Here is a 13,776-nt window from a genome sequence, read left to right as displayed (position 1 = left end):
TTGAGACTTGCGGAGTGCCGGGATGGAGAGCCGGACGGCTCAGTCCGCCGGGTGCCTGAGGTGCCAGTCGGTCACCCGCTGGAACGCGGATGCCGCCTGGCAGAGTGCTGCTTCCGACAGATGCGGGCCGCAGAGCTGCATGGCGATCGGCAGGCCATTGCTGTCGAAGCCGGTGGGGAAGGTGATCGTCGGGCCGCCCGTGAGGTCGGCGGGGATGGTGAAGCGCAGATACGGGCTGAAATCCTCGCCCGCCATCGCCCGCCATTCGGCCATGGTCGGCAGCAAGGTCGGGATGGTCGGCATCAACATGAGGTCGACGCCGAGGAAGAGCGCTGCGACCTTCGCCGAGAACTCGGTGCGCGAGATGCTGGCGCCGGCGAAGTCGACGGCGGTCTTGGTCTGGCCGAGTTCGATGAAGCCGGAGAGCACCGAGCCGTAGTCGGCCTTGCGCGAGGGATGGGTCTCGCGGTGGGCCCAGGCGGCCTCGGCGGCGCAGAGGAGGTTCCAGTTCTCGACCGCCAGGCGCCACTCTGGAAACTCGATGGGCACCAGCACCGCGCCGAGGTCCGCCAGCGCCTTGCCGGTCGCCTCCCAGGCGGCTGCGACCTCGGCGGCGATCCCGTCCGTCGCGAACGCTGCAGGCATGCCGATCCGCATTCCGCTGATGCCCTTGTCGCAATGGGCGAGATAATCCGGCACGGCCGCCTGTAGAGCGGTCGGGTCGTTCGGATCCTGGCCGGCGATCGCCGAGAGCATGATCGCGGCATCCTTGGCGGAGCGGGTCATCGGGCCAATGTGGTCCAGCGTGTCGGCGAGCGCGAAGACGCCGTAGCGGCTGACGCGTCCCCAGGTCGGCTTCAGTCCCGTCAGACCGTTGGCGGCCGACGGCAGGCGGATCGAGCCGCCGGTGTCCGAGCCGAGCGTTCCGAAGGCGAGGCCTTTCGCGGTGGCGACGCCCGAGCCGGAGGAGGACGCCCCCGGAAAGCGATCGGCGCCCCAGGGATTGATCGGCGGCTCGACGTCCGGGTGATGATCGGCGAACGCCTGCTCGGTGGTCTTGAGCTTGCCGAGCACGATCGCGCCGGCATTCTCCAGACGCTGCGTGACCGTGGCGCTGTAGCTCGGCTGGAAGTCGGCGTTGATCCGCGTGCCGCCGGTCGTCTTGGCGAAGTCGGTATAGATGATGTCCTTCAGCGCGATCGGGACGCCGTGCAGCGGGCCGCGCCAGAGGCCCCTCGCGATTTCGGCTTCCGCCACCTCAGCCTTTTCACGCGCCCGCTCGGCGGTAACGGTAACGTAGCTCTTGCTGGTGCCGTCCTCGGCCTCGATCCGCGCCAGCATGTGGTCGGCAACCTCGACCGGCGAGACCGCACCGCGGCGAAGCTCTTCTGCGAGGGCGGAGATGGTCTTGAAGTGCATGGTGATGCTCCCGAAACTTTAGGCAAAAATCTGCTCCCTCCCCGACGAGGGGATCGAGCCTGCTCGACGGGGGTCTGGCCCCGGCAGGGCCGGGAAAAGGCTAGGCCATGCTCATGCCGACATGGCTGGCGATCGCCTCGCTGTTCTGCAGGTCGGCGGCGCTGATCTCGCCGGTGATGCGGCCCTTCTGGATGGTGAGCACGCGGTCGGACAGCGAGGTGATGAAGTCGAGGTTCTGCTCGACCAGGATCATGGTGATGCCCCAGCGCGCCTTGAGCCCGAGCAGCGTCTCGATGATCTCCTCGATGATCGAGGGCTGGATGCCTTCGGTCGGCTCGTCGAGCAGGATGATCCGCGGCTTGGTGCAGAGGCAGCGTGCCAGCGCGAGCAACTGCTGCTCGCCGCCCGACAAGGCCCCGCCCCGCCGGTCGAGCAGGCGGACGAGACGCGGAAAGTCGGTCAGCACGTCGTCGATGATGCCGAGGTCTTCCTTCTTGGCGCTGGCGAGCCCCATCCGCAGGTTCTCGTGCACGGTCAGCGCCGGAAAGATCTCGCGCCCCTGCGGCACGATGCCGATGCCCATGCGCGAGCGCTCGTGCACCGGCTTGCGGGTGATGTCGGTGCCGTCGAGCGTCACGGTTCCTGAGGTGGCCGGCAGATAGCCCATCAACGTCTTCATCAGCGTCGTCTTGCCCATGCCGTTATGGCCGAGGATGCCGAGGTATTCGCCCTGCTTCAGCTCCAGGCTGACGCCGGTGAGGATGGGCACGCGACCGTAATTGGCGCGGAGGTCCTTGACGGTGAGCATCAGGCGGCGACCTTCTTGCCGAGGTAGACGTCGCGCACCCGGGGATCGCGCATCACGATGTCGATCGGCGCCTCCATCATGATCTCACCCTGATGGAAGACGGTGACGGTGCGGGCGATCATCTTGATGAACTGCATGTCGTGCTCTACAACGATCAGCGCCCGGGTGAGGTTGATCTCCTTGATGATCTCGGCGGTGCGGACCGTCTCGTCGTCGGTCATGCCGGCGGCCGGCTCGTCGAGCAGGATCAGTTCGGGATCGGCGGCGAGCACGGTGCCGATCTCCACCCACTGCCGCTGGCCGTGCGACAGCTGGCCGACGATCGCGTTCTCGCGGGCAGTCATCCGGATCTTCTCCAGCACCTCGTCGACGAGACCCTTGATCCGGCGCGGCGTCGCGCGGCGGCGGGCCCCCATCCAGATGTTCTCGCGCACCGTCAGCCCGTTGAAGACGTTGGGCACCTGGGTCTTGATGCCGACCCCGAGCCTCGCGATCTCGTGCGAGGCGTCCCCGGCGATCGGCTTGCCGCGAAAGGCGATGGCGCCGGAGGTCGGCGTCAGCTGGCCGGTCAGCATCTTGAAGAAGGTGCTCTTGCCGGCGCCGTTCGGGCCGATCAGGCAGCGCAGCTCCATCTCGCCGAGGGTGAAGTTCACGTCGTTGTTCGCGACCACGCCGCCGAAGCGCATGGTGAGGTTCTTGGTCTGCAGCAGCGGGACGAGTTCGGTCATCACTCGGCTCCCACTGGGCTGGCGTCGAGGCGCGCCGGTTCGGTGGCTGCCTGCAGACGGGTCTCGCCGACAAGGCGCCAAGCCTTTATCAGGAGGTTGCGGAAGGTCGGGATCAGTCCCTGCGGCAGCAGCAGCACGAAGGCGATGAGGATGGCACCGAGCACGAGATTCGAGTTGAACGCCTGCTGCGAGCCGATCTTGGCGACGATGTACTGGATGATGAAGCAGCCGACGACCGGGCCGAGCAAGGTTCCGAGGCCGCCGACGGTGATCCAGATGATGATCTCGGCCGAGAGCGACAGGCTGAAGATCGTCGGACCGACGAAGGCCCCCCAGTTGACGTAGAGCGCGCCGCCGAGACCCGCCACCGCGCCGCCGACCACGAAGGCGCCGAGCTTGATCAGGCGCGGGTCGTAGCCCAGCAGCGAGGCCCGCACCTCGTTCTCCTTGACCGCCACGATGATGCGACCGAAGGGGCTGGCAAGGATGATCCGCAGCAGGATGTAGACCAGGATCAGCGATCCCGCCGTCGCGTACCAGGCCTGGTCGATGTCGAGGACGGTCGAGGGATCGAACGGCATGTTGAAGGTCGGGACGGACGGGATGCCGTTGAACCCGCCGAGCCGCGCGACGCCGATGGTATAGGCGTCGCCGGCGGTGGAGTTGACGAGGTTGAACAGGATCAGCGTCACCGTCAGGGTGATGACGCCGAGGTAGACGTCGCTGATCCGGCCGTAGAACACGAAGTAGCCGAGCGCTGCGGAAAACAGCGTGGGGACGAGGATCGCCATCGCGATGGCCCCGGTGGAGTCGCCGGTGTTGATCGCGGTGATCGCATAGGCGTAGGCGCCGAGGCCAAAGAAGGCGGTCTGGCCGAAGCAGAGAATGCCGCCGAAACCCCAGATGAAGCCGAGGCTGAGGGCGAGCACGCCCATCGACGCGAACAGCGTGAGCTGCATCAGGTCGAACATCTCCATCACCTTCGGCAGGATCATCACCACCGCGATCGCCGCGACGAGGGCGAGAAGCTGCAGGCTGTTCGAGAGGGCGCGGGGCATCAGAGGCTCCCCTTGTAGAAGCGACCGGAAATGCCCGTCGGCAGGAGGCGGATGAGGAGGATGGCGGAGAGGAAGAGGATGACCTCGCCATAAACCGGCGTGGTGAAGTAGGCGCCGAGCTGGTTGATCGTGCCGAACAGGCCGGCCGCGGAGGCGGTGCCGGACAGGATCGCCGCGCCGCCGCCCACCACGGTGATAAAGGTCTTGGCGACATAGGCCGAGCCCATGGTCGGGCCGATGCCGGAAACCGGCGCCAGCAGGCCACCGGCCAGGCCGGTCAGCGCGGCGCCGACCGCGAAGGTCGCCATGTAGACCCGGGCCGGGGCAATGCCGAGGGCTGCGGCCATTTGCGGGTTCTGCATCGTCGCGCGGGCGATCAGGCCGAAGCGGGTGTAGCGCATCACCCCGTAGATCAGCGCCATGACCACCAGCGCCATCGCCGCCAGGAACAGCGTATAGTAGCTCGACCGGTAGGCGCCGATCGAAAAGCCGCCGAGCGGCGTCGGCACGCCCTCGATCGTGTTGCCGAAGATCGTCGTGACGATGCCGATGATCAGGAGGCTGAGGCCCCAGGTGGCGAGCATGGTGTCGACCAGCCGGCCGTACAGGAAGCGGATCAGGCAGCGCTCGATGACCAGCCCGACCAGACCGACGAAAACAGGCGAGATCACCAGCATGGCGATCCAGATGTTTACGCCCGCATTGGTCGAGATCACCGTGGCGTAGGCGCCGAGCATGACAAACTCGCCATGCGCCAGATTGATGATCTTCATCATGCCGAAGATGATCGCGAGCCCCAGGCAAAGCAGAAGCAGGGAGGCCGCGCCGCTGACGACGTCGAGCGCGAGGATGACGGCAAGTTCCATGGCATGTTATCCGCGAGCCGGAAGGAGCGGGCCGAGACGGCCCGCCGACGGGGACACGAGGGCGGGCCTTTCGGCCTGCCGCAGAGAGCGGCGGGCGCGGCCTCAGACGTTGATGATGTATTGCTTGTTGTCGGTCGGGTTCTTGATGAGGTCACAGACGCCCGCGGTATCGAGGGGCTTTGCCTCCGGATAGGTCTCCAGCACCGACCATTTCCGCGCCTTGACCTCGGCGAGATAGGCATTGCGGGTGGTGTGGTGGGTGGCATGGTCGAGCACGACCTTGCCGCTCGGCCCATCGAAGGTGATGCCGCTTTCCAGCGCTTCGATCACTGCCATGCGGTCGATCGTGCCGGCTTTCTTGACGCCCTCGGCCCAGAGGTGGAAGCCCTCGTAGGTCCCCGCGGCGAGCTCGGCGATGTAGGGCAGATCCGGCGTCTTCCCCCTTAGCTTGCCGACGAAGTCGGTGCTGGCGGGCGTGGTGAGTTCCTCGAAATAGCCGTAGGCGCCGAGGATGCCCTCGCTCTCGCTGGCATCGAGGGTCGACGGCTCGTTGACCAGGCCGAAGGTCGTCGAGGCGATCGGGATCTGGCCCTTCATCCCGGCCGAGGTCCACTGCCGGTAGAACGAGGTGTGGTTGCCGCCGACCAGCGCCGACAGGATGAGATCGGGCTTGGCCGCCTGGATCTTCGAGATGGTCGGGCCGAAATTGGTGACGTCGAGCGGGAAGAAGTCGACCGACAACACCTCGCCGCCATTATCCTTGACGTATTTCGCCATCCACTTGGAAGTGATCTGGCCGTAATTGTAGTCGGCGGCGATGATGTAGACTTTCTTGCCGCTCTTCCCCATCGCGTAGGGCACCAGCTTCTCCACCGTTTGGGCCGGCGTCGTGCCGGTGCAGAAGGTGTTGCGGTCGCAGACGCCGCCCTCGTACAGCGTGTTGTAGAAATAGAGCACCTTGAAGCGATCGAAGGTCGGACGGACCGCCTCGCGCGAGGCCGAGGTGATGCCGCCGTGCACGACCGCGACCTTGTCCTTCACCGCCAGCTGCTGGGCGTATTGCGAATACATCTGGATGTTCGACTGGGTGTCGTAGTGCACCAGCTTCAGCGGCCGGCCGAGCAGCCCACCGGCCGCGTTCACCTCCTCGATGCCGAGGTTCAGGGCCGCCACCATCGGCACGCCGGAGGCGGCGATCGGGCCGGACTGGTCGTGCAGGCTGCCGACCAGGATCGGGTCGTCAGCGCCGTAAGCGCTGCGGGAGATGAGCGATGGCGCGGCGAGAAGGGTAACCGAACCGGCGATGGAGCTGCGGAGGAAATGGCGGCGGGAAAAGCTCATGACACAACCCTTTGGAACCCGGCCTCATGCCGTCTCTATTAGTTGAAATCATAATATTTGAAATTGCAAATTCTTTTTGCGATGCACTGTCGGCTATTGCGAACCGATGATCCGGATGTCGCAGCCTTCGACCCGGGCGAAATGAATCGGGTGCTTGGCGCCGGCCACCGGGTCTTTCTCGACCCCGCGGGCCGTTCGGGCCTGGTAGGTCCGGCGCATCCTGCGGTGAACATCCGAAACATTGAAAACGCCGGCCGATTCGACCAGTCCGGCGAGGCAATGGATGCCTTCGTAGCAGGACTGACCGAAGGCGTTGGCAGGTGGCGGCGAATCACCGAAAAGCCCGTGATAGCGCTCGAGGAAGCCGCTGTTGTTGTGCGAGCGGATGCTGGAAAAGTAAGCGGAGGAGAGAAAGAGATTCTCCGTGGCGCCCTCGCCGAGCCCATAGATCACCGTCTCGTCGATCGCCGAGCAAAACCTGAGGACGCGGGCCGAAAGACCCGCCTCGGCAAAGTGACGGTTGAAGCTGATCGCCCCTGCCCCGAGGAAATAGGGCAGGACTACATCCGCACCCGAAGCCCGGATGGCATCGAAGATATGGTCGTAATCGGCAAAACCGAAAGGCAGCAGCATTGATCCGACGACGGCGCCGCCGTGGTTGCGGATGATCGGTTTTGCCGTCTCGAACGTCCGGCGCGGCCAGACGTAGTCGTCACCGACCAGGAAAAACCGGCGCGCGCCGAGCGTTTCGGTCAGATGCGCGATGCCTGGAATGAGAAGATCCTCGGACGTCTCGCCAACGGTCAGGCAACTTGGATCGTCGCCTTCGAACTGCGGCGTGTAGATGAACGGCACCCGCCCTCCGATCGCCTTGACAATTGCCTGCCGGGCATAGCTCGGGATCATGCCGACGATGGCGTCGACCCCATCGATGTCGACCGCAGTCGATGCGGCGGCGGCGGCGCTCGAGGCAGTCGAACCTGCATCGACCACAGCGAGGCATACCTCGCGGCCGAGAATGCCGCCGGCGCCGTTCAACTCATGAGAGGCAAGCGTTGCACTCGCCTCGGCCGAAGGCGCCCAGATGCCGGGCGGACCTTCTTGCGGAATGAGCAAGCCGATCGTAATCACGCTTTGCTATCCTCCAGCTCGCCGCCTCGACGCGGCCCGGTTGCGCCCGCCCCCGACCGACGGCTCTGTGCTTGGAACAAGCCGAGCGGGCTGGACTGTCGGCCCATCCTAGCCATGCAGGCGCCGTGCCAAATGCGGCCCGGTACGGAGAGCAAGGGGATCAGGCCCTCCGGCATCCTCAAACCGGAAACCGCCGCGCCAGATGGCACTTAAAGCGGCAGCCGCCGAATTGCTTTGCAGGCTCGCGCGGCGGGGATCGCTCTCTCACGCAGGAACGAAGGCCTTCAACCAGAAGCTGAAACGCCTGCTGCGCGATAGACGCGGAAGCCTTGCCCCGGCCAGCTGCGTTCCGATATACCTGAAAGTGCAACTATTGAATGTCGAGCCTTACCGTGATCCCACCAGACCAGCAGACTTACGATCTCGCCCATCTCATCGCTGGTATCAATCGACGGCTGGAGGCGGAGATAGAGGAGCGCCTGAGACCGGAGGGGGTGCCGATCGAGCAGTTCCGCATTCTTCGTGCCCTGTCCGTCCGTGATGGCCAGGCCATGGGGGAGCTTGCCGAGGCGGTGCTGGTCGATTCGCCGACGCTGACCAAAATCATCGACCGCATGGTCAGCAGCGCCTTGGTCTACCGGGCGCCCGAGCCGAGGGACCGGCGGAAGGTGCTGATTTTCCTCGCCAACAAGGGCAAAACCCTCCATGTCAGACTGGCCGGACTTGTCGAGGCACCGGATAACGGACTGATCGGACGGCTCGACAACACGGAAGCCGAAGTGCTGACCTCTCTCCTCACCCAGATGATGCATACCGCTTGACGGGCTTGCGCCAGGTAAGCCTTCCCGACGTTGCAGCCCGTTGATTCTCCGCCAGTTTCCCTGACATATCCTCGGGTGCGATGGCCTGAACGCCGGGCGCCATCGCGGCTGGAGACGCAATGCCTGAAGCACTGGTCGATCTGATCTACGAAGCCGGCATCGATTCAGAGCTCTGGCCCAACGTCCTCGATAAGATGTCCACTTTTGCCAAGGCCGAAGGCGGCGTGTTGTTCGCGGCCGGAACAGGGGCTCCTCATTGGACCTCTTCGCTCAGCATGCGGTCCCATTTCGAAGCATTCATCTCCGAAGGATGGGCCGCACGGAACACGCGAGGCGACGCGGCCTTCCGCCAGCGCCTCGCCAGCTTCGTTACGGATCATGACACCCTCCCCATCACGGAGATCGAAAACAGCCCGCTCTATCGCGATTTCTTTCGCCCGCGTGGGCTCGGCTGGTCGATTGTTCCGCTGACCGGCGACGTTCTCGTGGTGAGCCTTGAACGGCGCTATGAGCTCGGCTCGGTGGAAGAGTCGGTCAAGGCCATATTGGATCCCCTGCGCCCGCACCTGGCGCGTGCAGGCATGGTAGCAGCGCGACTGGGCCTTGAACGAGCGCGGGGCACGGTGGCCGGGCTGAACATGATCGGCTTAGCGGCTGCCGTCATCTCGGCATCCGGTGTCGTCGTCGCCAGCAATAGCCACTTCGATGAAATGGGCGAGTTTGTCACCCTGCGAGCCTTCGACCGCGTCTCTTTTAATGAAACCACCGCCAATCAGTCGCTCGGCCATGCTCTCGACGCTCTGGGCACAAGGGACGGACGGCCAAGGCCACCAATGACATTCCCCTTGCCAGGACGCGACGGTAGCGTCCCCGCGATCGCCCACCTCGTCCCGCTGGTTGCGACAGCCCGTGATATCTTCAACCGCGGCGACGCGCTGCTGATCGTTTCTCGCATCGGACAAGGCGGCGTGCCGGACGCCTCGATACTGGAGGCAATCTTTGACCTAACTCCTTCGGAGTCTCGAATTGCGCGGAGGCTTGCTGAGGGAGTCTCTGGTATCGAGATTGCGAGACAACTCTCGCTCTCCCACGAGACGGTGCGCACCCACACCAAGGCGATTTTCCGCAAGGTGGGTGTCAGCCGGCAGATCGATTTGGTCAGGCTCGTTTCGGGACTGCCGAAGGTCGCTTGAGCCGCAAGGCGATCAAGAAACCGCATAGAGCCCTCGCTTCAGCTCCTTTGGCTTAAGGTAAGGCGAGGGTTCTCAAACCGACCGCCTGCGTTACTTCACCGATACGTCCTTTTCTGATCCCTTGAGGTTCAATGTCATCAACCTTTCCCACCCTATCCGCTGCCGAATTAACCCATAATATTTGCGTGTTTGCGCCTTGGCCGCTGTTCACTATCGCTATTGAGCGGCACACCAATGGCGCAGATGAAGTCTACTTCCATGCCGGCGGTCAGGCCGTTTGGGTGGCTCGAATGATTATAGGCCTCGGCGGGCGAGCACGTCTCGTCGGACCCTTCGGCGGCGAGGCTCGCACGGTCCTTGAGGCGCTGGTCGCGGCGGAGGGGATCAGTCTTCGGGCCATCCCCGTCCGCGGCGCGAATGGCGGCTATGTCGACGATCGGCGCGAGGGCACTCGGGAGCGTCTTGCAACCGTTCCGCCACACAGCTTAGACCGCCACGAGACTGACGACCTCTACAACGCTATCTTAGCAGAGTCGCTTCGATGCGGAACGACCGTTCTCACTGGGCTTGCGACCGAGGAAGTCATCCCGCTAGAGTTCTTCACTCGACTGTCCAAAGATCTTCACGCCAACAACGTCAAGGTCGTGGCCGATATCGCGGGGCGCGTGCTTGAGGCTGTCGAGGGAGGCCTGACCTTGCTGAAGGTAAGCCACGAGGAACTGCAAGAGGCTGGCCTCGCAGCCGACGACAGCCAGAACGAAATCCTGCGAGCGATGCAGAAACTGCGCAGCAAGGCTGAGAACATCGTTGTGTCCCGTGCTGGTGAGGGATCGCTAGCTCTCTTCGGCGATCGCTTCTGGGAGGTGAGAGGGCCGAAGGTCCACGCTAGAGACCACACAGGTGCGGGAGATTCGATGACAGCAGCCCTCGCGGTGGCGATCGCTTCAGATATGGACGGGCCGGATGCGTTGCGTCTGGCAACCGCTGCTGGCGCCATGAACGTCACACGGGCGGGTCGAGGCACGGGAAGGCTAGAGGACATCGAAGTGCTTGCTGGCAATGTTCAGGTTAGCGAGATATCAGCATGACATTCCCAGACTTGAAGCCAATCGAAGCTTTGGCGGTTGAAATGGCGCAAATTGCGGGCGCCCAGATCGTAGCATCCCTGGGGCGGACGCTTGCGGTCCGTTACAAGACACTCGGCGCCGACAAGGAGACGATCTTCAGGGATCCAGTTTCAGAGATTGACCACAACGTTGAGCGTCTCATACGCGAACATGTGTCAAAGCGGTTTCCTGATCATGGCATCATTGGCGAGGAAGACGAGCCTGTAAGGATGGGTTCGTCAGATTTTGTCTGGATCATCGATCCGGTCGATGGAACGGCTAACTTCGTCAACGGATATCCGCTCTTTGCGGCATCCATCGGTGTTGCTTTCCGGGGTCAGCCTGTCGCTGGCGCCGTCTGGTGCTCAACCAGCCATGCACTTCGGTCAGGCGTCTATCACGCTCGCGCGGGTGGCCTCCTGTGTTTCGAGGAGCAGCCGATCGCCACTGTCGACCGCCAGCAGGTGCGACGGCGGATTGTTGGCCTACCACGCGTTCCGGTTGGTGTGGACGTCGGCTTCGAGGCACGCCAAAGCGGATCGGCAGCCATCGAATGTGCATTTGTCGCCGCGGGACTGCTGGCAGGCGCACGCTTCGAGACCCCGAACGCCTGGGATGTTGCCGGGGGGATACCGCTTCTTAAGGCGGCGAATGCCGAGATCATGACAAGGAAGCCGAGCGGCGAATGGGAATCGTTCTCGAGTTTCGGCGACGTTAGCGGATCGAGCGCGCCTTGGCGGCAACCACTTGTAATCGGCGATCACATGGTCAACGCGTCACTCTCGGCACTGGACCTTGGTTAAGCCAATGCATTCCCTGGTATCATAGCGTGAGACGTTCTTCTCGAAGCCGAACGGACGTCAGGGAGGATACGGGATAAAAGGAAGCGCAGGCGTTACGAATCGGGCGGCTGCTTTTTCGCAGCCACTGCACCGCGGTTGTGGCTACCGAGCGCAAGCAGACGAAATCCCGCCTACACCACTCCGGCCGGAGCAGCGCTATGACGGTCTAACGAATTGTTATTGCTGGTCAACTGGCGGAGAAGGGGGGACTCTCCCCCACCTCACCTGAAACCCTTGCACAGCAGGGCTTACATCGTCTGCCCAATTGTCTCAGTGTACCACACTGGTGTCCCTTAAAGCCAGACGAAAAAGCCTTTTGTCCTGCCATCAGTCAGCCGACCCGCGAAAAAGGTCTGCAAGGAAATCCGGACCTCCGAACCCGCCTGACTTCGATACGATCATCGTGCCGTCCCAGAGGCCCCCGATGACGACAGAGATCGGCACACCCTGCCGGTACAGACCCAAGCAGCGCAAACGATCGGCTTTGGTGTGATCGAGCAAGGTCCGCAGCGTCCATCCGCCGGTCAGCAAGGCTGTGCGAGGAACATCATGGGCTTTGACCAGAGCTACGATCGAGCGCGCGATCAGCACACGAACGGCACGATCGGAGTCGGCGGTCTCGGGAGCGACATAGGCCAGAGGAAAATCAGAACGACCGAAACCCTCCCCGTCCAGCCTCCTGATCCCGATTGCAGATCCATCCAGCCTGCGAATCTGATCCAAGGTAGCAGGGTGGGCCGTGCCGCAGATCGCAACGTTTAGCTGTGTCATCTCGATCGAAACTGACGAAGGCAATCCTAGCGCCTGGGCGAGTCCGGCACTGCCGACGAACAGCGTGCGCCCCCCAAGCTCCCGAACCCGAGCGACAGCCGCGGCCAGAGAAGCATTGTCCTCGGCATCCGCGATGACGACATCGGCAGCGTGGTGGGCTTCGCTCAGTGGGACGGCGGACAAGCCAGACGCACGGACGACATCCGGCATCGAAGGGCCGACAGGGAAGGAGCTGCCCTGATCGATGACGAATTGGCGACCGCCCCGGGTAATGCGCCCGACGTCGGGAAACGCGGGTGCCAAAAGGACCCGATCGAAGCCGCCGGTGCGGAAAGCCGTGACCATCTCAGCTATCGGATGACCGCGCATAACGCTGTCGATCTTCTTGAAGACGATCTGCCGATCGTGTCGCTCTGCCGCACGAAAGACGTCGGCGACACGGCGCTCGGCTTCGGCCTGCTCGAGATCGCGACTGTCGGTGTCGACGGCGATGCGCAGCCCACGGCCAAGGGTCGACCGGAGCGGGATGTCGAAGGGCAGCCCTGGGGCGGCAAGGCTCCCTGCCGTGTCGAGGGCGCCGGTCAGATCATCCGCGACGATCAGAAAGCTTTTCGCTTGGCCGTCGGCCCCGATCACGGCTCCATCGTTCACTGGCGCGTTCGTGCCAATGTCAGGGCGTAGTCGATCGCCTCGATCAGACTGCTCTCGTGCGCAATACCCTTGCCTGCGATGTCGAACGCCGTGCCGTGATCAACCGAGGTGCGGATGATCGGCAGGCCGAGCGTGATATTGACGCCGCTCAGGGCGAGCCAATCTCCGGTCACCGGGTCCACTTGGAAGCCCAGAAGTTTCACGGGGATATGCCCCTGGTCGTGGTACATCGCGAGAACGCAGTCGTAGTTGCCAGCCTTCATCTTGACGAAGACCGTGTCGCCCGGGACCGGGCCATAGACTTTGATTCCGCGGCTGGCATAGTCGGCCACGATGGGCGCTGTAAGGTCGATATCGTGCCGGCCAAAGGCCCCGCCCTCGCCGGCATGTGGATTGAGAGCGGCGAACGCGACGCGAGGATCGGCAATGCCGAGATTGCGGAGCGCATCGAGCGTCAGATCGAGTACCCGGCGCATGCGCTCAGGGGTCGCCCGTTTCGGCACGTCTTGCAAGGCGATGTGCGTCGTGACGTGGCAGACACGAAAGTCGCCATGAGCGAGCATCATGACGCTGTCCCGGGCACCGGTCAGCTTGGCGAGAAGCTCCGTATGGCCGGCGAAATGGTGCCCAGCAATGTGGAGCGACTCCTTGGCGAGCGGCGCGGTTACGATCGCCGAGGCCTTTCCGGACATGGCAAGCCGGACGGCCTCCGCGATGGCGTCATAGGCCTGCCGCCCGCCTTCCGCCGAAACCTCGCCGGTCACTACCGCCTCGGCATCGCCCGAAATCGGCCAGATCCCGACGGGGGCCGCGGCATCGTCCTCGGACGTCAACGCGGGGACGGAGAGGCCGAGCTTGCCGCCTACGCGTTCGAGAATGGCGGGACAGGCGACCAAGCGAAGACGAAACTCGTCCCTTTCGAGGCGCGATCGGAGGGCCAGCACCGCCTTCAAAGCGATCTCCGGGCCGATACCGGCGGGATCGCCGATCGTGATGGCAAGGGTTGGGATCATGGTAGCTTCCTTGGCATGCAGGTTAGGG

The 13,776-nt window shown here is 63.8% G+C and carries 13 protein-coding genes; 4 read left to right on the top strand and 9 right to left on the bottom strand.

Features of this window, described 5'->3' with window-relative positions; all coding sequences use genetic code 11:
- Positions 1–39: 39 nt before the first annotated feature.
- The 7 genes from ACZL02_RS22195 to ACZL02_RS22165 all read right to left on the bottom strand — a co-directional run bounded on the left by ACZL02_RS22195 (position 40) and on the right by ACZL02_RS22165 (position 7,351).
- A complete protein-coding gene (locus tag ACZL02_RS22195) occupies positions 40–1,419 on the bottom strand; it encodes an amidase (protein ID WP_472940881.1) in 1,380 nt (459 codons plus the stop codon).
- Positions 1,420–1,519: 100 nt separating this feature from the next.
- Positions 1,520–2,227: an ABC transporter ATP-binding protein gene (locus ACZL02_RS22190; protein ID WP_472940880.1), complete on the bottom strand. Its 708-nt coding sequence runs from the start codon at positions 2,225–2,227 to the stop codon at positions 1,520–1,522.
- Positions 2,227–2,955 (bottom strand): ATP-binding cassette domain-containing protein, encoded by a 729-nt coding sequence (locus ACZL02_RS22185; protein ID WP_472940879.1) that lies wholly within the window; start codon positions 2,953–2,955, stop codon positions 2,227–2,229. The genes ACZL02_RS22190 and ACZL02_RS22185 overlap by 1 nt, the downstream gene beginning before the upstream one ends.
- Positions 2,955–4,013, bottom strand: a complete 1,059-nt coding sequence (locus ACZL02_RS22180) for an ABC transporter permease subunit (RefSeq protein ID WP_472940878.1) — start codon at positions 4,011–4,013, stop codon at positions 2,955–2,957. Before ACZL02_RS22180 ends, ACZL02_RS22185 begins: the two co-directional genes overlap by 1 nt.
- Positions 4,013–4,879: a branched-chain amino acid ABC transporter permease gene (locus ACZL02_RS22175; protein WP_472940877.1), complete on the bottom strand. Its 867-nt coding sequence runs from the start codon at positions 4,877–4,879 to the stop codon at positions 4,013–4,015. Before ACZL02_RS22175 ends, ACZL02_RS22180 begins: the two co-directional genes overlap by 1 nt.
- Positions 4,880–4,981: 102 nt before the next feature.
- Positions 4,982–6,220, bottom strand: a complete 1,239-nt coding sequence (locus tag ACZL02_RS22170) for an urea ABC transporter substrate-binding protein (RefSeq protein ID WP_472940876.1) — start codon at positions 6,218–6,220, stop codon at positions 4,982–4,984.
- Between the two features lie 93 nt (positions 6,221–6,313).
- Positions 6,314–7,351 carry a substrate-binding domain-containing protein gene (locus ACZL02_RS22165; RefSeq protein ID WP_472940875.1) on the bottom strand — a complete coding sequence of 346 codons (1,038 nt, stop codon included), beginning with the start codon at positions 7,349–7,351 and terminating at the stop codon, positions 6,314–6,316.
- A 377-nt stretch (positions 7,352–7,728) separates the two neighbouring features.
- Between ACZL02_RS22165 and ACZL02_RS22160 the strand changes: the two genes are divergently transcribed.
- From ACZL02_RS22160 to ACZL02_RS22145, 4 genes are all read left to right on the top strand, one after another.
- Positions 7,729–8,172 carry a MarR family winged helix-turn-helix transcriptional regulator gene (locus ACZL02_RS22160; protein WP_472940874.1) on the top strand — a complete coding sequence of 148 codons (444 nt, stop codon included), beginning with the start codon at positions 7,729–7,731 and terminating at the stop codon, positions 8,170–8,172.
- A gap of 119 nt (positions 8,173–8,291) precedes the next feature.
- Positions 8,292–9,365 (top strand): helix-turn-helix transcriptional regulator, encoded by a 1,074-nt coding sequence (locus ACZL02_RS22155; RefSeq protein ID WP_472940873.1) that lies wholly within the window; start codon positions 8,292–8,294, stop codon positions 9,363–9,365.
- A gap of 131 nt (positions 9,366–9,496) precedes the next feature.
- A complete protein-coding gene (locus tag ACZL02_RS22150) occupies positions 9,497–10,453 on the top strand; it encodes a 1-phosphofructokinase family hexose kinase (protein WP_472940872.1) in 957 nt (318 codons plus the stop codon).
- Positions 10,450–11,274 (top strand): inositol monophosphatase family protein, encoded by an 825-nt coding sequence (locus ACZL02_RS22145; protein ID WP_472940871.1) that lies wholly within the window; start codon positions 10,450–10,452, stop codon positions 11,272–11,274. Before ACZL02_RS22150 ends, ACZL02_RS22145 begins: the two co-directional genes overlap by 4 nt.
- Positions 11,275–11,640: 366 nt before the next feature.
- Here the strand turns inward: ACZL02_RS22145 and ACZL02_RS22140 are convergent, their stop codons facing one another.
- Together ACZL02_RS22140 and pdxA are read right to left on the bottom strand one after the other, a co-directional pair.
- A complete protein-coding gene (locus ACZL02_RS22140) occupies positions 11,641–12,735 on the bottom strand; it encodes a four-carbon acid sugar kinase family protein (RefSeq protein ID WP_472940870.1) in 1,095 nt (364 codons plus the stop codon).
- A complete protein-coding gene (gene pdxA, locus ACZL02_RS22135; RefSeq protein WP_472940869.1) occupies positions 12,732–13,748 on the bottom strand; it encodes a 4-hydroxythreonine-4-phosphate dehydrogenase PdxA in 1,017 nt (338 codons plus the stop codon). Before pdxA ends, ACZL02_RS22140 begins: the two co-directional genes overlap by 4 nt.
- Positions 13,749–13,776: the final 28 nt, after the last annotated feature.

This window comes from Mesocryomonas fontinalis (assembly GCF_055730125.2).
The sequence above is the reverse complement of the archived record's forward strand: the minus strand, read 5'-3'. Positions and strand labels throughout refer to the sequence as shown.